The sequence below is a fragment of the Oceanicola sp. 22II-s10i genome (assembly GCF_002210105.1).
In the GTDB taxonomy this organism is placed as follows: domain Bacteria; phylum Pseudomonadota; class Alphaproteobacteria; order Rhodobacterales; family Rhodobacteraceae; genus Pseudooceanicola.
On sequence record NZ_AQQU01000008.1, the window covers coordinates 59,875 to 81,097 of the forward strand.

Consider the following 21,223-nt stretch of genomic DNA (forward strand, 5'->3'; position numbering starts at 1 on the left):
AGGGAGCTAATAATGAAGAAACTTCTGGCCGGGGCCGCGATGGCCCTCGCACTGGCGACGGGGCCCGCGATGGCGGCCTCGCATGCCGACAATTCCGTCAAGCTGCAGCTGCAGTGGGTCACGCAGGCCCAGTTCGCGGGCTACTACGTGGCGCTGGAAAAGGGGTTCTACGAGGAAGAGGGCCTCGAGGTCACCATCCTGCCCGGCGGGCCTGACATCGCGCCGCCGCAGGTGCTGGCGGGCGGCGGGGCCGACGCGATGCTGAACTGGATGCCCTCGGCGCTGGCGGCACGCGAAAAGGGCCTTCCGGTGGTGAACATCGCGCAGCCGTTCAAGTCGTCGGGCCTGATGCTGACCTGCTGGAAGGACACCGGCATCACCGGGCCGCAGGACTTCAAGGGCAAGACCATCGGCGTCTGGTTCTTCGGCAACGAATATCCGTTCCTGTCGTGGATGTCCCAGGAAGGCATTTCCACCGATGGCGGCGATGACGGCGTGACGGTGCTCAAGCAGGGCTTCAACGTCGATCCGCTGATCCAGCGTCAGGCGGACTGCATTTCGACCATGACCTACAACGAATACGGTCAGGTTCTGGATGCGGGCGTCAGCGAGGACGAGCTGGTGACCTTCAAGTACGAGGACATGGGCGTGGCGACGCTCGAGGACGGGATCTACGTGCTCGAGGAGAACCTCAAGGACGAGATGTTCAAGGAGAAGATGGTCAAGTTCGTCCGCGCCTCGATGAAGGGCTGGAAATACGCCGAGGAGAACCCGGGCGAGGCCGCCGAGATCGTGCTGGAATATGACGAGACCGGCGCCCAGACCGAGGCCCACCAGAAGCGGATGATGGGCGAGATCGCCAAGCTGACTGCGGGCTCGAACGGCGCGCTGGCCGAAGAGGACTTCCAGCGGACCGTGGACACGCTGCTGGCGGGCGGGTCGGACCCGGTCATCAGCAAGCAGCCGGAAGGCGCCTGGACGCACGAGATCACGGACGCGGCGCTTCAGTAACGCCCGCTGCGATCTGCAGGGAAGGGGCCGCGCGCTGCGTGGCCCTTTTTCGTTTCGCGCCGCCTTACAACTCGCCCAACAGGGACCGGACGCCCTCCAGCGCATCCTGCGTTTCGGTGGCTGCCGTTTCGAGTTCGGCCGCAAGGCTGGCCGCAACGGAAGTGTCCACACCCCGCTGTAGGAGGCGCGCGGCGCTGAGCGAAATCGACGTCAGGTTGGCGAGCTTGTGCATCAGGTCGCGCAGCCCGGCGTCGGGCGCGGCGTCCGGCGTGGTGTCCCCGGCGGGTGTGGCCAGCAGCAGGACCGTCGCGACCTCTGCGCCGTCATGCTCCAGCGGCAGCGCTTCCATCGTCCAGTGCGGGGAAGGCGCGCCCTGCGGGTGGCCGGCGAAGGTCACGCTGCGCCCGGCAAAGGCGGCCGCGACGGGATCCTGTCCGGCGGCATCCGTATCGGTCGTCCAGACCGCGCCGTGATGCTGACCGAACACGTCCGCGGCCCCTGACCCCAGCAGGTCGAGGCCACGTTGGTTCGTGGCGATGATGCGCCCCGCGCGGTCGATGAGCTGCGCGCTGATATTGGCGCGCTGCGCGATGTGATTGGTGATTTCGGCAACAGCCTGGGTGCTGAGCCCCTCTTTCGCAAGAATATGGTCCATGGCGTATCGGGTCGGGAGTGAACGGAAAGGCGTTCGCCTAAGACATCAGGCCGAATCGATCAAGCCTGTCTTTCCCACAAATTCGTGCGCTTTCGTTGGGTAAGGCAGGGGACGGCAGGGCGGGGCGCGGGGAATTGATCATGATGGATTATCTTGTGGCGCACCCCCGCGCGGTCTAGTCTGGCCCGACTTTCGAAAGGGGAGACACCGCGCTGAGGGACGAAGCCGACAGGGAAGAGGTCAGGCGGCGGTCGCGCCCCGTGCGCGTGGCCGAGGCGATCAAGGAACTGGTCGTGGCGCAGGGTCTGCGCAAGGGCGACCGGCTGCCGGGCGAGGCAGAGCTGATGGAGCGCTTCGGCATGGCCAAGGGCACCATCCGCGAAGCGATGCGCATCCTCGAGGCGCAGGGGCTGATCGTCACCCGGACCGGGCCCGGCGGCGGCAACTTCGTGCACGAGGTCTCGCAGGAACGGGCGCGGGCGTTGCTGGGCAACTACTTCTACTTCCGCGACCTGACGCTGCACGACATCTACCAGCTGCGCCGCCTGCTGGAACCGGAACTGGCCGCGTCGCTGGCGGGCAGGCTGGACGAGGAGCGGCTGGTGCGGCTGGAGGCGGTGATCGCCACCTATCCGCGCCCCTCCACATCGGTCGAGGAGGAGCGCGAACAGCATGTGTCGTCGCTGCGGTTCCACCAGCTTCTGGCCAGTTTCGCGGGCAACGAACTGCTGGGGTTCCTGATCGGGTTCATGGCGCAGATCCTGTCGGACCTGACGGTCTACCGAAAGCTCTACGAGCCGCCGAACCATGAACTGTGGGCCAAGGGCCGCGCCTATCAGATGGAACTGGTCGAGGCGCTGAGGATCGGCGATGCGGACCGGGCCCGTCTGGTGATGTCCGATCACATGGCCACTGCCGAGACGCTGATGGAGGGGCAGGAGGCCGAGGTTCTGAAACGATTTATCGCGCAATGATTCAGTCACGTGCCGAACGAACGTTTTAATCGCCTGATGGCCTTGGCATTTACCTAACGTAATTCAAGGTCAGATCACGAAAATCTCAGAAACACCCCCGAAAATCGCACATTTGCCTAAAGTTTGATGTTTCGCGGTACGGAATTCGCCGCTAACTTCCGAACACTTGTAACAAAAGTGCGGGACCCATACCCGCATAAGTGCAAACGGGAGGAAATTCATGGATCGTCGGTCCTTTCTAAAGACGTCCGCGCTCGGCGGCGGTGCCGCTGCGGCAACCACGCTGGCCGCTCCGGCCATCGCGCAGGGCAACACGACTCTGACAATGGTCACCACCTGGCCGCGCGGGCTCGCCGGCGTGTGGGATTCGGTGGAACGCTTCGCCAACAACTGCTCCGAGATGTCGGGCGGCAGCCTGACCATCGACGCCAAGGCCGGCGGCGAACTTGTGGGCGCGCTGGAAAGCTTTGACGCCGTGACCGCGGGTCAGGCGGACGTCTACCACGGCGCAGACTACTACTGGGTCGGTCAGCACCCCGCATGGGCGTTCTTCACCGCAGTTCCGTTCGGCATGACCGCGCCGGAAATCATGGTGTGGTACTACGCACAGGACGGCATGGCGCTGCACCACGAACTGGGCGAAGTCTTCGGCATCAAGCCGTTCATCGCCGGTCAGACCGCGGCACAGGGTGGCGGCTGGTATCGCAACCCGATCAACTCGGCAGACGATTTCAAGGGCCTCAAGTTCCGCATGCCCGGCCTCGGCGGCCAGGCGCTGGCGAAACTGGGCGCATCCGTCCAGAACATCCCCGGCGGCGAGATCTACCAGGCCCTGTCCACCGGCGCGCTGGACGGGACCGAGTGGATCGGCCCGTGGTCGGACGAGAAGCTGGGCCTGCAGGAGGTCTGCGACCACTACTATCCCGCGGGCTTCCACGAGCCGGGCGCGGCACTGTCCGTGGGCGTGAACCTCGACGTCTTCAACGGCCTGTCGCCCGAGCATCAGAAGATCATCGAAAAGGCCGCGGCCGACGCGCATCAGCACAACTATGCGGTGTTCATCGCGAACAACGGCCCGGCGCTGGCCCGCCTGCAGCAGGGCGGCACGCAGGTGCACGAGTTCACCGACGACGTCTGGGACGCCTTCGGCGCGGCCTCGAAAGAGGTTCTGGACGGCTTCATGGGTGACGAGATCTTCGCCAAGATCCGCAAGTCCGTGGACGAGTCGATGGCCAACACCGCAGGCTGGGTGTCCAAGTCGGACGGCACCTACACCCGCCAGCGGGCACGCGTGACCGGCTCGTGACCGGCGCGCCCTGCAGAACTGAGGTCTGCGGGGACTGACAGATCAGGGCTGCGCACCACACGTGCGCAGCCTTATCACATGGGGGACGCACGATGCTGGATGCACTTGGCTGGCTCGCGACGAATATCGGCCTCGGATTCTACAACCTGTTCTACGCGCTGACCCACACCGGCCTCTGGCTGGACTGGTCGGATCCGGAAAACCTGTTGCGCTTCGTCTACTACGGCGGCTCGGTCGAGCTGTTCTTCGTCGTGTTCGACATCTTCCTTGTCGTCACGATCATCGGGCTGATCTGGCGGCCGTTCATGTGGGGCTGCGTCCGGGTGCTGGAGGGCTTTGCCAACACGCTCGGCCGGACTGCCGCATGGGCCGGTCTGATCATGGTGGCGATCCAGACCATGGTGGTCTTCCTGCAGTCCATCTTTCGACTGGGCGAGATCACGGTGGCGCCGATCGGCCTCGGGATCAGCCAGTCGGTCGGCTGGTGGTCCGAAGGGCTGAAGTTCTGGAACGCGGTCGTCATCGCGCTCTGCGTGTCCTACACCTTCATCCAGGGCGGGCACGTGCGGGTCGATCTGGTCTATGCGCCGCTGAAGCACCGCGCCAAGCGGGTGATCGATATGTTCGGTTCGCTCTTCTTCATGATCCCGGCGGCGGTGCTGACGTGGATGTACGCCTGGTTCTTCCTGTGGCGGCACCTGATCACGCCCAAGGTTTCGGCCAGCGATCAGCTGGATCTGATGCTGCGCAAGGCGCGGATCGTGAAATGGAACGTGGAAACCATCGCGTTCAGCCCGGACGGGTTCAACGGCTACTTCCTGTTCAAGATCCTGATGCTCTGCTTCGTCGCGCTGGTGATGTTGCAGGCCGTCGCCTTCTTCTACCGCTCGTTCCTCGAATTCGTGGAGGGCGAGGGCTCGAAGGACAAATACCTCGACCGCGACACGCTGGGCGAGGGCGAAGAAGCCTACGAAGGCACACACTGAGGGGTAGAGGCGGATGCTTTTCGGACTTGATGGCGTCGAGATCGGCCTGCTGATCGTATTTCTGAGCCTCTTCGCGGGGATCCTGTCGGGCTTCCCGGTGGCTTTCGCGATTTCCGGTGCGGGCGTCATCGCCTTCGCCATCATCGCCTTTCTCGATTCCACCGGCACACTGGTGCATTACGTGGTCGACACCTCGACCCAGGCCTACAAGGACGTCCTGGCGACGGGGGTGAGGCCGGATTCAGTCTCGACCTTCCGATACCCGGATCTGCCGACCATCGCGCAGCCGATATTCGACCGGGGGTGGGAGGTCGCGATCGACCGGAACCTGTCGTTCATCGTGAACCGGATGAACGAACGGGTTTTTGCCGGCCAGTCGATCGAGACGCTGCTTGCCGTGCTGATGTTCGTCCTGATGGGCATCACGCTGGAACGCTCCAAGATCGCCAACGACCTGCTAACGACCATGGCGCGGATCTTCGGCCCGCTGCCGGGGGGTCTGGCCGTGTCGGTCGTCGTCGTCGGCGCCTTCCTGGCCGCCTCGACCGGGATCGTCGGCGCGACCGTTGTCACGATGGGCCTGCTGTCGCTGCCCACGATGCTGCGCAACGGCTATTCGCCCGAGCTGTCCACCGGGGTCATCGCGGCCTCGGGGACACTCGGGCAGATCATTCCGCCCTCCATCGTCATCGTCCTCTTGGGCACGCTTGCGGGCGATCTCTACTCGACCGCGCAGGAGACCCGTGCGCAGAGCTTCGGCTGTTCCGATGCGCTGACTTACCTGGGCCGTCCGGCGGTGGTGTCGGTCGGCACGCTGTTCCAGGCGGCGATGCTGCCCGGCGTGCTGCTGGCGGTGCTCTATGCTGGCTACGCCTTCGTCTATGCACTGCTGAACCCCTCCAAGGCGCCCGCGGTCCATGTCGAATACAGCGGCGGCGAGACGATCACCCGCGCCGAGGGCCTGACCTGGTTCATCTTCGCGCCGGTCCTGCTGATCGGGACGCTGTTCCTGCTCTACGAGGTCAACGTCGTCGGCTCGCAGGACCTGACGGTGTCGAGCTATTCCGAAGGCACCGAGGGCGCGGTCCTGCGCACCAATGTCAGCGAAAGCTGTCAGGCCGCGATGATCGAGCTGCACGGGCAAGAGAAATGGGATCTGGCCCTCGAGCAGCAGCGCGCCATCGAGGAGTCGGGCGGGGCACAGGCCAGCGTCGCGCTGACACCCGAGCAGATCGAAGAGGCACGGGCCGCCAAGCTGGCCGCCGCCGCGCCGATCGGGACCGGGCTGTCGATCCTCGCGCTGGTGTTCCTGCTGACCTTCGCCTTCGCCCGCGGCGTGAAGCCCGCCGACGCGGCCGAGCCGCTGATGATCGGCGCGGCGGGGGCGGTGGCGATCCTTCTGGCGGACGTCTTCTTCGTTAGGCCCACGACATCGCCGATGTCGACGGTGCTCATCATCGCGCTGCCGGTGCTGGTGGCGCTCTGGGGCATGCGACACGCGGCGGGACGTCTGGCGCAGAACGAACTGGTGCGCGTGGTCTTCCCGCCGCTGGTGCTGATCGTCGCCGTTCTGGGCTCGATCCTCGGCGGGATCACCAACCCGACGCCGGCTGCGGCGCTCGGGGCGGCGGGGGCCATCATGCTGGCGGCCTATCGCAAGCTCAAGGAAGAGAACCGCACCGGCAAGATCATCATCAACTCCACCTTCGCGGTGGTGATCATGATCCTGATCGGCGCCAACTTCGACGTGCGCATCAACCAGAGCCAGGTCGGGCTGGAGAACTGGATCGCCTTCCTCGTCGCCTACGCGGCCTTCCTCTATGCCGCCTTTGGCCTGGCCTATGCGGGTTGGACGCTCTACCGCACCTCGGTGCTGAGCCCGGTGGTGCGCGAGACGGCCAAGGTGACCTCGATGGTGTTCACCATCCTGATCGGGTCGCAGCTGCTGAACCTCGTGGTGATCTCCTTCGGGGGCGAGCATTACATCCAGCAGTTCCTGCGCAGCTTCGACAGCGAGTTCCAGGTCTTCCTGATCGTGATGCTGGTGCTGTTCATCCTCGGCTTCGTGCTCGACTTCCTCGAGATCATCTACATCGTGATCCCGATCGTCGGGCCGGTGATCTACGGCGGCACGTTCGACCCGAAATGGGTGACGATCATGATCGCGGTGAACCTGCAGACCTCGTTCCTGACGCCGCCCTTCGGCTTCGCGCTGTTCTACCTGCGCGGGGTCGCGCCGCCATCGGTGACGACCGGCCATATCTACCGCGGGATCGTGCCCTTCGTGCTGATCCAGGTCGCGGGGCTGGCGCTGCTGTGGTTCGTACCGTCCATCGTGACCATCGTGCCGGACCTGATGCCGAACTGAACGGGCCGGGTCTGACCTGAAGGAAAAGCCGCGCCTTCGGGCGCGGCTTTGTTCTTTCGTGCCTCGCGCCGCCTGCGGCTGTGCGGGGCCGTCGGCGGCGGTTCAGCCGCGGCGCGCGGGGACGTAGCGGTGCAGGCTGGCGATGAAGGCGTCGATTTCGGCGGCCATCGGCCCGTGGTCGAAACCGGCGAGGGTTTCCGACGCGAGGGCGTCGGGCCAGAGCGCGCGATCGAGCCGGTCGCGGGTCGCCGCGTCGTCCTTGGCGAGGGGCAGGGCCTCGGCGGCGGTCAGCAGTTCCAAGCGGCGGTGGACGGCGCGCATGTCGCTGAAAGCGGCCATCATCGGGGCCAGCAGCGCGGGATCGTCCTGCCAGCTCTTGCCCGCGAAGAGGTCTTGCGTGACCCGCTGCCCGGCGCCGGTGCAGTCGTAGCGGACGCAGCCAGCGAAGCCGGTGGCATCGAGGCGGGCGTGGATCGAACAGGCGTGACCGGCAAGATTGGGGCAGGGGGTGCCCGCCGGTTTGTCGATGGCGAAGTCCTCGCCCCGGTCGAATGCCAGCGCCACGCAGCAGAGCGCGGCACAGTTGCCGCAATCGGCGGTGAGCGCGGGGCGGCTCATGCCCCGGCGCGGGCGGCCATCGCCGTGGCAAGGTCGCCGTAGCCGGTGAAGCGACGCTCGAACGCGAGGCCGAGCCGATGCGCCGCCGCCTCGGCCTGAGCCGTCAGCGCCGGATCCTCGGTCTGGGCGAGATAGACCAGCCGGTCGTAATTGCCGAAATACATGTCCCGCAGCTCCGGATGCCTGTCGAGGCCGAGCGGCTTGATGACGAAAGTCTCGAACTGGCGGGCGAGGAAATCGGTCAGGTAGAAGGCCGTCACCTCGTCCCGCGCGGCAAAGGCCGCATCGCCGTCGAAGAAGCTGTAGCAGTGCGGCCCTGCCAGCATCTCGATCCCCAGCCGGTCGCAGGTCGTTTCAAGCTGCCCGCCGGTGCCGCAGTCGGCATAGAGCACGAAGATGTCGTCGTAATCCGCGCGGAAGCGTTCGACCGCCTGTTCCACCGCCGGACCGATCCGTTCCGGGTGGTTGTGCAGGATGGCGGGCAGGCAGTGCAGGTCGTAGAGCTGCCAGTCGTTCAGCCGGATCAGCGCCAGGACCTCGCGCGCCAGCGCCCCGCAGGCCAGCAGCAGGACCTTGCCCTCGCCGCTGGCGGCAAGGCCGGTCCGTGTCAGCGCGCTGTCGTCGGGAAGCTCCATATCCGCCATGTGGCAGCGCGCCGCCGCGCGGTCAAGATGGCGCGGGGCCGAGGTAGCGGTCCAGCAGCGCCTCGGCGATCACGCGGACCGCCCGGCGCGCATCCTCGCCGCTGACCTCGGCGATGTCGTGCAGGGCGAGCATCGCCTCGCTGCCGGTTGCGAGCGTCAGCGCGCTGACGAGATCGCGGAAGTCGCCGTCCGACAGCCGGTGCCGGTCGGCGTCCAGCGCGGCCTCGAACATCGGCACCCGGCGCGCGCCGCGTAGCGAGCGTTTCCCGTTTTCGGCGATCCATGCGTCGAGGTTGCGGGCGAGGAAGGTGCGGAACGCGGTTTCGTGTTGGACGGACAGGTCGAAGATGTAGAGCGACACCGCCAGCACCTTCTCGCGCGAGGTGACGGTGCCCTCGATCACCTTGTCGTAGGGCCAGACCTGCACTGCCAGCCCCGCCTCGGCGGCCAGCACGGCGGGGTCCGAAAAGTAGCGGTAAGCGGTCGCGCGCGAAATGCCTGCGGCCTCGGCCGCGGCATTGACCGTCACCGGTTCGCCCCGCGCCAGCACCTCGCGTGCGCCGGCGAGGATCGCCTCGCGCGTCCGGGACTTCTGTGCACTGCGGTCCCGGGTCGTATCCGGGACCTGCCGCGTGTCTTGGCCTGCCATGTGCACCTTTCTTAAATGAGACTCTTGTCTCAATATGAGACGCATGTATCATGAATACAAGAATCGCATTTCAGAGGAAAGACCATATGACCGACCGCCATCGCACTTATGAAGTTCTCGGGATCCTGATGAAATTCCACGCCTTCCCGGCGGATGTGCAGGGCAAGTACTGCCTTGTCGAAGCCGTCGTCCCGCCGGGCTGCGGCGCACCGCCGAACCATCACGCGGGCGAGACGGAGGCGTTCCACATTCTGGAGGGCACGTTCGAGTTCATGGTCGACGGCAAGGTGTTCGAGGCAAAGGCCGGCGATCACGTCCGGGTGCCCGATGGGGCCGTGCATGCCTTTTCGGCCACCGGAGACACGCCCGGCCGGGTGCTGATCCTGAACGCGCCCGGCGAGATGCACGATACCTTTTTCACAGGGCTCGGTGTCGAGGTGCCGGACGATACGACCATGCCGCAGCCGATGGACGGCCCACCGGACGTGGCCCGTGTCGTGGCGATGGCCGAGAAGGTCGGCATGAAGGTGGTCGCGCCCGCTGGCGCCTGAATTCAGTTAAGGCAATTTCATAAAGAAGGGCCCGGACTTGCGTCCGGGCCCCATTTCGTTCCGCCTGTCGGCAGGCTCGGCTCAGCTCGCCACGCCCTGGTTGTGCTTGCGGGCGACGAAGGCTTTCGCCGTCTCGACCGCCACGGCCGCGTCGCGGCAATAGGCGTCGGCGCCGATGGCCTTGCCGAATTCCTCGTTCAGGGGCGCGCCGCCGACCAGCACGATATAATCGTCGCGGATGCCCTGTTCCTTCATCGTGTCGATCACGACCTTCATGTAGGGCATCGTCGTCGTCAGCAGGGCCGACATGCCGAGGATGTCGGGCTGTTCCGAGGCCAGCGCCTCGAGATACTTCTCGACCGAGTTGTTGATCCCGAGATCGAGGATCTCGAACCCTGCGCCTTCCATCATCATGGCGACGAGGTTCTTGCCGATATCGTGGATGTCGCCCTTGACGGTGCCGATGACCATCTTGCCCATCCGGGGGGCGCCGGTTTCGACCAGCAGCGGCTTGAGGATGGACATGCCGCCCTTCATCGCGTTGGCGGCCAGCAGCACCTCGGGGACGAACAGGATGCCGTCGCGGAAGTCGTTGCCGACGATGGTCATCCCGCCGACCAGCGCCTTGGTCAGGATGTCGTAGGGAGTCCAGCCGCGCTCGAGCAGGATGTTCACGCCCTCTTCGATCTCTTCCTTGAGACCGTCGTAGAGGTCGTCGAACATCTGCTGCACAAGTTCGTCGTCGTCGAGTTCGGAGAGGATGATCTCGTCGTCTTCGTCGGACATGGGTCGTCTATCCTTGGTGGCCGGGCATTGAGTCCGGGATGAGAGGGTTTCCCAACCCATCTGTCAAAACCGGCATTTCGACTGGCCAGATTACGACATGGGCGGTGGTTCAACCGACCTATAGACTGATTGTGCCTGCCAGAGTGTTGAAAAATCCTCATGCAGATCATGCCCTCAGGCGGGGTTCTGCCGTCTTTGCGTGCAGGGGGCTTGTCGATGTTCCCGTAATGTTCCAGGTTGAGGCATGGACCGCCCAATCGTCAGAACCCCCGGCCGCGCCGCGGCGTCGAACCCGGCCAACCGCTACGACCGCCTGCGGTCGGAGACGGAGGACGAGGCGTTCGGTTATGACGATGAACTGCCCGTGCTGCGCACCGAAGTGTCCGAGGAGGTGCCGCGCCGGGTGCTGACCTTCAACAGCTCGCCCGATCTGCCCTTCGATCGCTCGGTCAACGCCTATCGCGGCTGCGAACACGGCTGCATCTACTGTTTCGCCCGGCCCAGCCATGCCTACCTCGGCCTGTCGCCCGGTCTGGATTTCGAGACGCGGCTGATCGCCCGGCCAGACGCGGCCCGTATCCTGCGCAAGGAACTGGCGTCGAAGTCCTACCGCGTCGCGCCGATTGCCATGGGAACGAACACCGACCCCTACCAGCCGGTCGAGGGGCGTTACGCGATCACCCGGTCGTTGCTGGAGCTGATGGCCGAGACGCGGCATCCGGTGGGGATCGTCACCAAGGGGCGCCTGATCCTGCGGGACATCGACCTGCTGGCCGGGCTGGCGGAACAGGGGCTCGTGCGGGTCGGGGTCTCGATGACCACGCTGGACGCGGACCTGAGCCGCCGGATGGAGCCGCGCGCGCCTGCGCCCGCGATGCGGTTGCGGATGATCCGCACGCTGACCGAGGCCGGGATCCCGGTGCGGGTCATGACTTCGCCGCTGGTGCCGGGCCTGACGGATCACGAGCTGGAACGGATGCTGGAAGCGGCGGCCGAAGCGGGGGCCGTCGCGGCCAGCTGGATCATGCTGCGCCTGCCGCTGGAGGTGTCTCCGCTGTTCCGTGACTGGCTGGCCGAGCACTACCCCGACCGGGCGGCCCGCGTCATGGCGCGGGTGCGCGAGATGCACGGGGGCCGGGACTACTCCGCCGAATGGGGCAAGCGGATGCGGGGCGAGGGGCACTATGCCGGGATCATCGCGCAGCGCTTCAAGGCGGCCGCCCGACGGTTGGGGCTGGACCGGCCGCAGCCCGAGCTGCGCTGTGACCTGTTCCGGGCGCCGCGGCTGGATACCCGGCAAGGCGACCTGTTCGGGGATCCGTGTTGACTTGGCACGAGGGCAGCGCCATTAATTAACTTATGTGTTAAATAATGGAGGTGACGATGAGCGCTCAGCATTACGAAGGCGGATGTCAGTGCGGCAAGGTCAGCTACGAGGTCGACGTCGATCTCGACCAGGCGATCGTCTGCAACTGCTCGCGCTGCAAGCCGATGGGGTTCACCCTGACCTTTGCCCCGGCCGAGGCATTCAGGTTGAAGTCGGGCGAGGGCGAGACGACGGAATATCTGTTCAACAACAACGTCATCCGCCACCTGTTCTGCAAGACCTGCGGGGTGCAGAGCTTTGCCTACGGACAGATGCCCGACGGCAAGCCGGTGGTGGCTGTGAACGTCAACTGCCTGAAAGGCGTCGATCCGCGCGCGCTGTCCGTGACGGCCTACGACGGCGCGTCCATGTGACCGGCCAGAAGACTCAGGCGCGGCGGCGGCTGCGGCGTTCGCGCTTGGGGCCGTCGTCGCCCGTCCCGTCGCTGGCCGACGAGAAGCCGCCCAGTCGGGTGGCGATATCCTCGAGCGTCGGGCGCGGACCGCGCGGGCGGGTGCTGAGCGCCTCGTGCATCTTCTCCAGATGCTCGGGCATCGTGCCGCAGCAGCCGCCGATGATCGTGGCCCCGGCATCGCGGGCGAGGCAGGCGTAATCGGCCATCAGTTCCGGCGTGCCGTCGTAATGGATGTGCCCGTCGACATACTTGGGGATCCCGGCGTTGCCCTTGGAGATGATCGGCCGCTCGGACCCCTGTGCGACAAAGCCCAGCACGGTGCGCAGCAGGTCGGACGCGCCGACGCCGCAGTTGGCGCCATAGGCGATCGGCGGGTTCGGCAGCTTTTCGACCATCGACACCATGTCGGCCGAGGTCAGGCCCATCATGGTCCGGCCCGCGGTGTCAAAGCTCATCGTGCCGCACCACGGCATGTCCGCCAGGGCAAAGGCTTCGGCGGCGGCCCTGTATTCCTCGGGGGCGGAGATCGTTTCCAGCCACAGCACGTCCGCGCCGCCTTCCTTCAGGCCCTCGGCCTGTTCGTGAAAGATTTCGACGGCGGCGGCGTGGGTCAGGCTGCCCATGGGGGCCATGATCTCGCCCGTGGGGCCGACGGAGCCGGCGACGACGACCGTGCGGCCCGAGGCGTCCGCAACCTCGCGGCCCAGTTCGGCGGCGACACGGTTCAACTCGCGCACCCGGCCCTGCGCGTCGTGCAGCTTCAGACGGGCGGCGTTGCCGCCGAAGCTGTTGGTCAGGAAGATATCGCTGCCTGAATTCACGGCGTAGGCGTAGAGCGTCTTGATCTTTTCCGGTTCGTCCACGTTCCAGAGCTCGGGCGCATCGCCCGCGCCGAGGCCCATGTTGAACAGGTTGGTGCCGGTTGCTCCGTCCGCCATGAGCCAGTCGCGATCTTTCAGAAGGCGGGTCAGGGCGTCGGTCATAATGCGGCTCCGGTCAATGTCTGGGCGATGTCAGGGTCGTGCCCGGTGTCTCATGTCCGGCGTCGAAAGGCAATGGCGCGGGCCGCCAGCGCCTTTGGCCGCGCAAGCGGCGACGGGCGCGGTTCGGTCGAAGTCGCGCGGATCGCACGGGCCAGATCCGCGAGCGCCAGCGCCAGCCCGGCGCGGGTCGGTGCGGCGGCGTAGAGCGGTTCGCACCGCGGGGCGAAGGCGGATTTGAAGCGGATCAGCCCGGCGCCACCGCTGCGCTGCGCGATCTCGGCGCGCAGGCGGGCGGTCAGGCGTCCTTCACACGCCGGTCGGGCGGGCATTGCGGCCAGAGAAAGGCGGGGCACCCCGGCTGCGCGGGCATCGGCCAGGGCGGTTGCGATCAGGCTCTGCATCGTGCCGTCGGGCAGGTCGGGCAGGTGACGCATCAGGTCGAGCGTCCATTCCGCCGGGCCCTCGTGGAAGGTGACGAAGGCGATTGGCGCGCCGTCCTGTTCGGCCAGATAGACCCGCTGGGTTTCGACATAGGCGGGATCGAACAGGCCGACCGTCAGGCCGCGCGCGCCGCCATGGGCCTTGGACCAGATGCGGTCGATGCGGCTGAGATGGCCGAGGGGCAGGGTCAGGCCGTGACGGACCGTGACGCCCGCCTTTTCGGCATGGCGCAGCTTGCGCCGCAGCTGGCGGTGTGTGGAGCCGGAGAGGTCGAAGGCGGCAGGGGCGATCACCGCCTCGTCCGCGATCCGGGCCACGCGCCATCCGGCGCGGCGGGCCAGCGCGGCGTCACGCGCGGAAATCTTGTAGAGACAGGGGGTTCTGTTGGTGCGTTCAGCCTCTGCGTGAAGGGCAGGCAACAGGGCGCTGAGCCGCCCGCGCGTGGGGGCGAAGAGCAGGCTGAGGGCCTGTGCGGTGCCGATTACGGCGGCGCGGGCGCCGCGCGCCTCGAGCCCGCGGGCGCCGTTCTGCCGGGCGACCCCCAATTCGGCCCGCGTGGCCAGCGCGATGTCGCGCGGCGCCTCGGGCGACAGGCGCGGGCGGCTGCGGGCGGCCATGCCGCGGCGGAAGGGTCGCGCCATCGGCACCAGCGCCAGACATGCGGGCAGCGCGTAGTAGACGGCGCGGAAGGCCACGATGCTGGCCAGCAGTTCGGCATCCGGGACACTTGGCAGCAGCGCCACAAGCGCGAGTTCGAACGGCCCGACGCCGCCCGGCGTGCCGGTCGCCAGCGCGGCGCCGAGGGCGAGCAGGTAGGCGGCGAAGACGGTGCCGGGATCGGGCGCGAGGCCGGCCGGCAGGAGCATGTAGAACGCGAGCGCCGCGGCAGCGGTGTCCAGCGCGGTGAAGCCGAGGATCGCCGTCAGCGCGGGCAGGCTGGGCAGGTCGATCCGACGACCGAAGAACGGCAGTGTCGGAACGAAGAAGGCGGTCAGGGCCAGGCCGAGGGCCATGGCCAGGACGGCCGGGGATGTGAACCATGGCAGGGCGGCGACGGGAAAGGCCAGCGTCACCAGCGCCGTCACCACCGCCCAGGCCCCCATGAACGACACAGCGACCAAAGCCGACACGCGGGCGGCGTCGAGGGGGCTGAGGCCGGGCAGCATCCGCCAGCGCGCCAGCGCACCGGTCACGACGCCCATCCCCAGCACCTGCGACAGTGCGATGGCCGCCGCGCCGGAGCGCAGGGCGGCACTTGTGCGGACGCCGGTGCGCAGGTGCCGGTGCACCACCGCGTCATAGCGCCCCAGCGACCAGAAGCTGAGGGACGTCGCCGCCAGCGCGGCAAGCCACTGGAGCGGCGTGATCGCCCCGACGGCACCGCGCACAGAGGCGGCATCCAGCCCCTCGAGCCGGTCGCTCAATGCCACGATACAGATGATGCCCAACCCGATGGGGGCGGCCAAACGAATGATCCGCTGCGCCCGTGCGGCGCGCAGTTTTCCTGCCTGCAAGTCTGTCCCTCCACACTCTCACGGCCCGAGATAGGCCCGGTGCGTTACTGGCCGCTTAACGCGGTAGGGCTTCTTTAAGGCAGTTCTTGGGCGGGGACATCATACAAAAGTATGGGGCGCACGAAGCGCCCCATCTCAAACGTCATCACACTGGTCGGCAGTGCCCGGCAGGGCGCTGAAATGGTTCAGCTTTCCGAGACAAGCTGACCCTTGGCCACGATCAGCATCTCTTCCATCTTGGCGCGGATCATCGCGTCGTCCGCCTTGTCGCCCAGGTCGCCGGACAGCTTGCGCACCACGTCCTCGATCCCGGCTTCCTCGAAGTCGGAGTTGATGACCTCCTTGGCGTAGGCCTCGGCATCGTCGCCGGACTTGCCCAGCAGGCCGGCGGCCCAGAGACCGACCAGCTTGTTGCGGCGGACCTCGGCCTTGAAACGCATGTTCTCGTCATGCGCGAACTTGTTCTCGAAGGCGTTCTCGCGGTCGTCGAAAGTGCTCATGTCAGGTCCCCTTGCGGCATGATTTCCCACGATATGGCCTGCCGCGCGCTCTGGCGCAAGCCTTTGCCCCCGCCATTGCTTGCGACAATGCCGCCCATGACATATGAGGGCGCGACAGGCGGGACTCGGCCCGCCGCCGGATCGGAGAGCCCATGGCACGGCGCAAGAAAATCTACGAAGGCAAGGCGAAGATCCTTTACGAAGGCCCCGAGCCGGGCACGATCGTCCAGTACTTCAAGGACGACGCGACCGCCTTCAACGCGCAGAAGCACGCCACGATCGAGGGCAAGGGCGTCCTGAACAACCGCCTGAGCGAGTTTTTCATGACCGGTCTCAACGCGATAGGCGTGCCGACCCACTTCATCCGCCGCCTGAACATGCGCGAGCAGCTGTGCCGGTCTTGCGAGATCATTCCGCTGGAAGTGGTCGTGCGCAACTATGCCGCCGGATCGCTGGCCAAGCGGCTGGGGATCGAGGAAGGCACCGCGCTGCCGCGGCCGATCGTCGAGTATTACTACAAGGACGACAAGCTGGGCGACCCGATGGTGACCGAGGAGCACATCGCGGCGTTCAACTGGGCGTCCCAGCAGGACATGGACGACATCCTGGCGCTGGCGCTCAGGGTCAACGACTTCCTGTCCGGCGTGATGATCGCGGTCGGCATCCGGCTGGTGGACTTCAAGATCGAGATCGGCCGGGTCTATGATGGCGACTATCAACGTCTTGTCGTTGCTGATGAAATCAGCCCCGACAGCTGCCGCCTGTGGGACATCGAGACCGGGCAGAAGCTGGACAAGGACGTGTTCCGCCGCGATCTGGGATCGCTGACGGATGCCTACACGGAGGTCGCGCGGCGGCTCGGGGTGATCCCGAACGAGCCGACCAAGATGACCAAGCCGACGCTGATCAACTGAAAGGGCCCGAGATGAAGGCGCGCGTGCATGTAATGCTGAAGGACGGCGTTCTGGACCCGCAGGGCGAGGCCGTGCGCCACGCCCTCGGCTCGCTCGGGTTCTCGGGCGTTCAGGGTGTCCGCCAGGGCAAGGTGATCGAGCTGGACCTGGCAGAGGGCACCGACGAGGCGACCGTGAAAGAGATGTGCGAGAAGCTGCTCGCCAACACCGTGATCGAGAGCTACTCGGTCGAGATGTGACCGCCGGACGGGCGGGGTGATCCCCGCCCTGCGGGTGTCGTGAATTCCCAGAGAGCGAGACTGTGTGAACCGGGCCGCGCGGCGGGGCCGGGCGAATCGGTATGCGTGCCTCGCAACCCGCTGGACCTGCAGTCGGTATCGCGAGTGCGTCGCTGTGACCGGCTGCGCAGGTGTCGCTGACCATGGCCGACTTGCACGGCTGGGACCCGAGGGCGCCCTGCGTGAGGTTTGCGGTCCTGTGCATCTGTGAAAGCTTTGCATGGGATGGAGGGTGCGGAGGGGGGCTGTCTGCCCCTCGCGGTCTGCGACCGCGCCCCCCGAAGGTATTTGGAACCAGAAGAAGCAGGGGACCTGCTCTGGCGGGGGCCCCGGCCGCAGACGGGACAGGTGCTCGTCTGCCGGTGCGTTGGCGCCAAGGCGGGAAAACGGGAAAATCGCCTTGTTCACCGTACCGTCTTGCCCGTTTGACATGCGGTCGGGGTGGGGGACCCTGAGAACGCGTCGGAGCGGGGCGGGGTTCCGCGTGGCGCTTGATTTCCGGGATCGGGGGCTGGATTGTGCCGGAAAGGGACAAGGGAGGACCTGCCGATGAAAGCCGCCGTTCTGCGCGCCTACAACGAAGACCTGAGCATCGAGGATGTGGCGATGCCGTCCTGTCCCGAGGACGGGGTGGTGCTGAAGGTGCTGGCCTGCGGGGTCTGCCGGAGCGACTGGCATGGCTGGACGGGCGAGCATCCGCGGGTGAAGCCGGGGCAGATCGGCGGGCACGAGTATTGCGGCGAGGTGGTCGAGGCGGGGCCCGCGTCGAACTGGAAGGTGGGCGACGTGCTGGTCGCGCCGTTCATCCTCGCCTGCGGGACCTGTCCGCAGTGCCAGATGGGGGCGCAGAACACCTGTCTGGACCAGCGGCTGCCGGGCTTCATCGAGCCAGGGGCCTTTGCCGAATACGTGGCGGTGCCGCGCGATCACAACCTCGCCCGGCTGCCGGAGGGGATGAGCCCGACACTGGCCGCGGGGCTGGGGTGCCGGGTGACGACTTCGTGGCACGCGCTGACGGGGCGCGCGGCGCTTCAGGGCGGTGAATGGCTGGCGGTGCACGGGACCGGCGGGATCGGGCTGTCGGCGGCTCTGCTGGGGCGTGCGCTCGGGGCGCATGTGATCGTGGTGGATGTGGTGCAGGAGAAGCTGGACCATGCGCTGTCGCTGGGGATCGACGCAGCCGTGAACGCGAAGGACGGCAATGTCGGGGCGCAGATCAAGGAACTGACCGGGGGCGGCGCGCATGTGAGCGTCGAGGCGCTCGGGATCGAGGCGACGGTGAACGGGTCGCTGGAGTGCCTGCGGCCCCTTGGGCGGCATGTGCAGGTGGGGATGCCCGTGGGGCATACGGCGCGTATGAACGTGAACATGAGCGCCATTTATCAGGGCAATATCGCGGTCTACGGGACGCGCGGGATGCCGGCCTGGCGCTATCCCTCTCTGCTTGGATTGATCACCGCCGGAAAGGTGGATATGAGCCCGCTCATCGCACGGGAGATTCCGCTCAGCCGGACAGGCGCGGAGCTTGCGGCGTTCAACGGCCCGACGCCTCCGGGCGTGGCGGTCATCACCGACTTCACGCGCTAGGGAGTGCCCCCATGAAAGCCGCCGTCCTCGTTTTCCCCGGATCGAACTGCGACCGTGACCTCAAGGTCGCCTTCGAGCGTGCGGGGGCGGATGTCACGATGGTCTGGCACAAGGACACGCAGCTGCCCGAGGGGGTGGATATCGTAGGCGTGCCGGGCGGGTTCTCCTACGGCGACTACCTGCGCTGCGGGGCGATCGCGGCGAATTCGCCGATCTGCACGGAGCTGAAGCGCCATGTGGAGCGGGGGGGCTATGCGCTCGGTGTCTGCAACGGGTTCCAGATCCTGACCGAGACGCGGCTGCTGCCGGGGGCGCTGCTCAGGAACGCGAACCTGAAATACGTCTGCCGCACGGTGCCGCTGACGGTGCGGACCTCGGACTCGGTCTTCACGCGGGCATGGAACGCGGGGACGGAGCTGCAGATCCCGATCGCGCATCACGACGGGAACTACCGGGCCGACGACGAGCTGTTGCGGCAGCTGGAGGCGGAGGACCGGATCGCCTTCACCTACAACGACAACCCCAATGGCTCGGCCGGGGATATCGCGGGCGTGCTGAGCGCGAACCGGCGGGTGCTCGGCATGATGCCGCATCCCGAGCGGGCGGCGGACGAGGGGCATGGCGGGACCGATGGCCGGGCCATGTTCACCGGGCTGATGGACGCGCTGGTCGCGGCCTGACGGCGGGCTGAGGTTGGGGGCTCTGCCCCCGTCCGGCCTGTGGCCGGACTCCCCCGGAGTTTACCGGGCCAGATGAAGCCGGGGATCGGGCCCGTCCATTCGGGCAGGGCCTGACGGTCACGGTTCCATCACCTTATGGCGAAGAGCCGCCCATTCCGGGCGCCCGCGCTTGAGCGCGGCGGGGGGCGGGCGTATCCTGTCACGATCTTTTGTGCGGGACGCGAATGTCAGCGACGGACGATCAGGAGCAGGAACAGGGGCGGACGATCAGCTGGCGGGCGCGGGTCGCCCTGCTGATATTCGTCGCTATTGCCTGTTGCGTCGTGCTCGTCACCAACTGGCTGCTGACCGAGCGGTTCACCCAGAACACGCGCAACCGGGCGGAGCTGCGGCTGGCGCTCTATGGCGGGAACCTCGTCAGCGAATTGCAGCGGAATTCCATCGTGCCGCAGCTGCTGAGCCGCGACCCGGAGCTGATCGGGGCACTGAATTCGGGTGACTATTCGCGATCGACGCAGCGGCTGATCTCCTTCGTGGACGAGATCGAGGCGGCCTCGCTCATGCTGCTGGACGCGGACGGGCGGATCGTCGCCGCGACCGACCGCAACCGGCTGGGCGAGCAGCACCGCGCGCAGTCGTTCTTTGTCGACGCGCTGCGGTCCAACGGGACCGTGTTCTCGGCCCTGCAGCGCGAGACCGGGGGCTACCGGTTCACCTATTCGCGCAAGATCGAGACGCAGGGGACAGCTATCGGGGTCGTTCTGGTCGAGGTCGATCTGCAGAAATTCGAACGGGCCTGGGCCGGGTTCGCGGATGCGGTGCACGTGACGGATTCCACCGGCACGATCATCCTGGCCACCGAGCTGCGCTGGCGCGGCAAGTCCGAGGCCGACGCGCTGGCGGCCGAACCGCCGGCGAGCGCGATCCAGCGGGCGATCCAGGCCACCGCCGACTGGACGGCGCTGCCGGCCGACGCCTACCTGGGCGGCGAGGCGGTGATGCGGATGTCCTCGCGCATTCCGTTCCGGGGCTGGCAGATCACCAGCTACACGACCTATGCCAGCATCCGGGAACGGGTGAACGGGGTGATCGCCTCCGAGATCATGGCCTTCGCCATCCTGCTGGCGCTGGCCTTCTATGTTTTGAGCCGCAAGAACGCCCTGCAGAGCGCCTTCTTCCAGAAGGAGAGCGCGACGCTCCGGGCGCTGAACGAGCGGCTGCAGCGCGAGATCGCGGAGCGCGAGCGGGTGCAGGAGAACCTCGCCGTGGCCGAGCAGACGCTGGCGCAGTCGTCCAAGCTGGCCGCACTGGGCGAGATGTCGGCGGCGGTCAGTCACGAGCTGAACCAGCCACTGGCGGCGATGCGGACCTATCTGGCGGGCGCGGGGCTGCTGTTGCGGCGGAACCGGCCGGACGAGGCGCTGTCGTCCTTCCAGCGGATCGACGACCTGATCGAACGGATGGGCGCGATCACGCGGCAGCTGAAATCCTATGCCCGCAAGGGCGGCGAGGATCTGGCGCCCGTGGACATGGGGCAGGCGGTGCATTCGGCGCTGTCGATGATGGAGCCGCAACTGCGCCAGCGAAAGATACGGATGAACGTCGCCCTGCCGGACCGGCGGGTGATGGTGATGGGTGACCGGGTGCGGATCGAGCAGGTCATCATCAACCTGATGCGCAACGCCATCGACGCCACCCAGACCGTGCAGACCCCGGAAATCGACGTCCTGCTGGCCGCCGGCGAGACCGCCGTTCTGACGGTCCGGGACAACGGTCACGGGATCGACGACCTGACGTCTTTGTTCGAGCCTTTCTACACCACCAAGCAGCCCGGAGACGGTGTCGGACTGGGTCTTGCCATCTCTTCGGGGATCGTCAACGACCTCGGTGGACGACTGACGGCACGGAACGGAAGGGCCGGTGGGGCTGTTTTCGAGATGCAACTGCCTATCTTGTCAGAAGACATGGAGGCGGCCGAGTAGCCGAGCGGAGTAAAT

The 21,223-nt window shown here is 66.7% G+C and carries 21 protein-coding genes; 13 read left to right on the forward strand and 8 right to left on the reverse strand.

Annotated features, from left to right (window positions below; translation table 11 throughout):
• Nucleotides 1-12: 12 nt before the first annotated feature.
• Nucleotides 13-1,011, forward strand: a complete 999-nt coding sequence (locus ATO6_RS18455; RefSeq protein ID WP_088625510.1) for an ABC transporter substrate-binding protein — start codon at nucleotides 13-15, stop codon at nucleotides 1,009-1,011.
• A gap of 64 nt (nucleotides 1,012-1,075) precedes the next feature.
• On the opposite strand, the gene ATO6_RS18460 is transcribed toward ATO6_RS18455, so the two are convergent.
• Nucleotides 1,076-1,666: a PAS domain-containing protein gene (locus ATO6_RS18460; RefSeq protein ID WP_088625511.1), complete on the reverse strand. Its 591-nt coding sequence runs from the start codon at nucleotides 1,664-1,666 to the stop codon at nucleotides 1,076-1,078.
• Between the two features lie 260 nt (nucleotides 1,667-1,926).
• Between ATO6_RS18460 and ATO6_RS18465 the strand changes: the two genes are divergently transcribed.
• From ATO6_RS18465 to ATO6_RS18480, 4 genes are all read left to right on the forward strand, one after another.
• Nucleotides 1,927-2,640, forward strand: a complete 714-nt coding sequence (locus ATO6_RS18465; protein ID WP_088625512.1) for a FadR/GntR family transcriptional regulator — start codon at nucleotides 1,927-1,929, stop codon at nucleotides 2,638-2,640.
• Nucleotides 2,641-2,860: 220 nt separating this feature from the next.
• On the forward strand, nucleotides 2,861-3,946 hold the full coding sequence (locus ATO6_RS18470) for a TRAP transporter substrate-binding protein (RefSeq protein ID WP_088625513.1): 1,086 nt from the start codon (nucleotides 2,861-2,863) through the stop codon (nucleotides 3,944-3,946).
• Between the two features lie 92 nt (nucleotides 3,947-4,038).
• On the forward strand, nucleotides 4,039-4,932 hold the full coding sequence (locus tag ATO6_RS18475; protein ID WP_088625514.1) for a TRAP transporter small permease subunit: 894 nt from the start codon (nucleotides 4,039-4,041) through the stop codon (nucleotides 4,930-4,932).
• A gap of 13 nt (nucleotides 4,933-4,945) precedes the next feature.
• Nucleotides 4,946-7,300 carry a TRAP transporter large permease subunit gene (locus tag ATO6_RS18480; protein ID WP_088625515.1) on the forward strand — a complete coding sequence of 785 codons (2,355 nt, stop codon included), beginning with the start codon at nucleotides 4,946-4,948 and terminating at the stop codon, nucleotides 7,298-7,300.
• Nucleotides 7,301-7,402: 102 nt separating this feature from the next.
• On the opposite strand, the gene ATO6_RS18485 is transcribed toward ATO6_RS18480, so the two are convergent.
• From ATO6_RS18485 to ATO6_RS18495, 3 genes are read right to left on the reverse strand one after another with little or no spacing between them, the layout of a single operon-like run.
• Nucleotides 7,403-7,918, reverse strand: a complete 516-nt coding sequence (locus tag ATO6_RS18485; RefSeq protein WP_088625516.1) for a hypothetical protein — start codon at nucleotides 7,916-7,918, stop codon at nucleotides 7,403-7,405.
• Entirely contained in the window at nucleotides 7,915-8,553 is a 639-nt protein-coding gene (locus tag ATO6_RS18490; RefSeq protein WP_088625517.1) for a DUF1638 domain-containing protein, read from the reverse strand. Before ATO6_RS18490 ends, ATO6_RS18485 begins: the two co-directional genes overlap by 4 nt.
• 31 nt (nucleotides 8,554-8,584) lie before the next feature.
• Nucleotides 8,585-9,211, reverse strand: coding sequence for a TetR/AcrR family transcriptional regulator (locus ATO6_RS18495; RefSeq protein ID WP_176440996.1), 627 nt, complete (start codon nucleotides 9,209-9,211; stop codon nucleotides 8,585-8,587).
• 86 nt (nucleotides 9,212-9,297) lie between these two features.
• On the opposite strand from ATO6_RS18495, the gene ATO6_RS18500 reads away from it, so the two are divergent.
• A complete protein-coding gene (locus tag ATO6_RS18500) occupies nucleotides 9,298-9,762 on the forward strand; it encodes a cupin domain-containing protein (protein ID WP_254919205.1) in 465 nt (154 codons plus the stop codon).
• 81 nt (nucleotides 9,763-9,843) lie between these two features.
• On the opposite strand, the gene ATO6_RS18505 is transcribed toward ATO6_RS18500, so the two are convergent.
• Nucleotides 9,844-10,548: a B12-binding domain-containing protein gene (locus ATO6_RS18505; protein WP_088625520.1), complete on the reverse strand. Its 705-nt coding sequence runs from the start codon at nucleotides 10,546-10,548 to the stop codon at nucleotides 9,844-9,846.
• Nucleotides 10,549-10,792: 244 nt separating this feature from the next.
• On the opposite strand from ATO6_RS18505, the gene ATO6_RS18510 reads away from it, so the two are divergent.
• Both ATO6_RS18510 and ATO6_RS18515 read left to right on the forward strand, forming a co-directional pair.
• The gene (locus ATO6_RS18510) at nucleotides 10,793-11,875 is read left to right on the forward strand and encodes a PA0069 family radical SAM protein (protein ID WP_088625521.1); all 1,083 of its coding nucleotides are present in this window, start codon (nucleotides 10,793-10,795) and stop codon (nucleotides 11,873-11,875) included.
• 56 nt (nucleotides 11,876-11,931) lie between these two features.
• Nucleotides 11,932-12,288: a GFA family protein gene (locus ATO6_RS18515; RefSeq protein WP_088625522.1), complete on the forward strand. Its 357-nt coding sequence runs from the start codon at nucleotides 11,932-11,934 to the stop codon at nucleotides 12,286-12,288.
• A 13-nt stretch (nucleotides 12,289-12,301) separates the two neighbouring features.
• On the opposite strand, the gene bmt is transcribed toward ATO6_RS18515, so the two are convergent.
• The 3 genes from bmt to ATO6_RS18530 all read right to left on the reverse strand — a co-directional run bounded on the left by bmt (nucleotide 12,302) and on the right by ATO6_RS18530 (nucleotide 15,767).
• Complete coding sequence (bmt, locus tag ATO6_RS18520; RefSeq protein ID WP_088625523.1) at nucleotides 12,302-13,312, reverse strand: betaine--homocysteine S-methyltransferase; 1,011 nt, start codon at nucleotides 13,310-13,312, stop codon at nucleotides 12,302-12,304.
• A gap of 50 nt (nucleotides 13,313-13,362) precedes the next feature.
• Entirely contained in the window at nucleotides 13,363-15,267 is a 1,905-nt protein-coding gene (locus ATO6_RS18525; RefSeq protein WP_141102039.1) for a phosphatidylglycerol lysyltransferase domain-containing protein, read from the reverse strand.
• 185 nt (nucleotides 15,268-15,452) lie between these two features.
• Complete coding sequence (locus ATO6_RS18530; protein ID WP_088625525.1) at nucleotides 15,453-15,767, reverse strand: DUF1476 domain-containing protein; 315 nt, start codon at nucleotides 15,765-15,767, stop codon at nucleotides 15,453-15,455.
• A 152-nt stretch (nucleotides 15,768-15,919) separates the two neighbouring features.
• Here ATO6_RS18530 and purC point away from each other — a divergent pair, with 152 nt between their 5' ends.
• The 5 genes from purC to ATO6_RS18555 all read left to right on the forward strand — a co-directional run bounded on the left by purC (nucleotide 15,920) and on the right by ATO6_RS18555 (nucleotide 21,208).
• Complete coding sequence (purC, locus tag ATO6_RS18535) at nucleotides 15,920-16,681, forward strand: phosphoribosylaminoimidazolesuccinocarboxamide synthase (protein ID WP_088625526.1); 762 nt, start codon at nucleotides 15,920-15,922, stop codon at nucleotides 16,679-16,681.
• Nucleotides 16,682-16,692: 11 nt separating this feature from the next.
• On the forward strand, nucleotides 16,693-16,920 hold the full coding sequence (purS, locus tag ATO6_RS18540) for a phosphoribosylformylglycinamidine synthase subunit PurS (RefSeq protein ID WP_088625527.1): 228 nt from the start codon (nucleotides 16,693-16,695) through the stop codon (nucleotides 16,918-16,920).
• 588 nt (nucleotides 16,921-17,508) lie between these two features.
• Nucleotides 17,509-18,546, forward strand: a complete 1,038-nt coding sequence (locus ATO6_RS18545; RefSeq protein ID WP_088625528.1) for an alcohol dehydrogenase catalytic domain-containing protein — start codon at nucleotides 17,509-17,511, stop codon at nucleotides 18,544-18,546.
• Between the two features lie 11 nt (nucleotides 18,547-18,557).
• Nucleotides 18,558-19,226: a phosphoribosylformylglycinamidine synthase subunit PurQ gene (gene purQ / locus ATO6_RS18550; RefSeq protein ID WP_088625529.1), complete on the forward strand. Its 669-nt coding sequence runs from the start codon at nucleotides 18,558-18,560 to the stop codon at nucleotides 19,224-19,226.
• A 224-nt stretch (nucleotides 19,227-19,450) separates the two neighbouring features.
• Complete coding sequence (locus tag ATO6_RS18555; protein ID WP_088625530.1) at nucleotides 19,451-21,208, forward strand: ATP-binding protein; 1,758 nt, start codon at nucleotides 19,451-19,453, stop codon at nucleotides 21,206-21,208.
• Nucleotides 21,209-21,223 lie beyond the last annotated feature (15 nt).

Coding starts and splice junctions, on each gene's coding strand:
- ATO6_RS18470 (WP_088625513.1), top strand. CDS start 2,861: ATGGATCGTCGGTCCTTTCTAAAGACGTCCGCGCTCGGCGGCGGTGCC.
- ATO6_RS18495 (WP_176440996.1), bottom strand. CDS start 9,211: ATGGCAGGCCAAGACACGCGGCAGGTCCCGGATACGACCCGGGACCGC.
- purS (WP_088625527.1), top strand. CDS start 16,693: ATGAAGGCGCGCGTGCATGTAATGCTGAAGGACGGCGTTCTGGACCCG.
- ATO6_RS18500 (WP_254919205.1), top strand. CDS start 9,298: ATGACCGACCGCCATCGCACTTATGAAGTTCTCGGGATCCTGATGAAA.
- ATO6_RS18475 (WP_088625514.1), top strand. CDS start 4,039: ATGCTGGATGCACTTGGCTGGCTCGCGACGAATATCGGCCTCGGATTC.
- ATO6_RS18505 (WP_088625520.1), bottom strand. CDS start 10,548: ATGTCCGACGAAGACGACGAGATCATCCTCTCCGAACTCGACGACGAC.
- ATO6_RS18515 (WP_088625522.1), top strand. CDS start 11,932: ATGAGCGCTCAGCATTACGAAGGCGGATGTCAGTGCGGCAAGGTCAGC.
- purQ (WP_088625529.1), top strand. CDS start 18,558: ATGAAAGCCGCCGTCCTCGTTTTCCCCGGATCGAACTGCGACCGTGAC.
- ATO6_RS18455 (WP_088625510.1), top strand. CDS start 13: ATGAAGAAACTTCTGGCCGGGGCCGCGATGGCCCTCGCACTGGCGACG.
- ATO6_RS18530 (WP_088625525.1), bottom strand. CDS start 15,767: ATGAGCACTTTCGACGACCGCGAGAACGCCTTCGAGAACAAGTTCGCG.
- purC (WP_088625526.1), top strand. CDS start 15,920: ATGGCACGGCGCAAGAAAATCTACGAAGGCAAGGCGAAGATCCTTTAC.
- ATO6_RS18545 (WP_088625528.1), top strand. CDS start 17,509: ATGAAAGCCGCCGTTCTGCGCGCCTACAACGAAGACCTGAGCATCGAG.
- ATO6_RS18480 (WP_088625515.1), top strand. CDS start 4,946: ATGCTTTTCGGACTTGATGGCGTCGAGATCGGCCTGCTGATCGTATTT.
- bmt (WP_088625523.1), bottom strand. CDS start 13,312: ATGACCGACGCCCTGACCCGCCTTCTGAAAGATCGCGACTGGCTCATG.
- ATO6_RS18555 (WP_088625530.1), top strand. CDS start 19,451: ATGTCAGCGACGGACGATCAGGAGCAGGAACAGGGGCGGACGATCAGC.
- ATO6_RS18485 (WP_088625516.1), bottom strand. CDS start 7,918: ATGAGCCGCCCCGCGCTCACCGCCGATTGCGGCAACTGTGCCGCGCTC.
- ATO6_RS18490 (WP_088625517.1), bottom strand. CDS start 8,553: ATGGAGCTTCCCGACGACAGCGCGCTGACACGGACCGGCCTTGCCGCC.
- ATO6_RS18460 (WP_088625511.1), bottom strand. CDS start 1,666: ATGGACCATATTCTTGCGAAAGAGGGGCTCAGCACCCAGGCTGTTGCC.
- ATO6_RS18510 (WP_088625521.1), top strand. CDS start 10,793: ATGGACCGCCCAATCGTCAGAACCCCCGGCCGCGCCGCGGCGTCGAAC.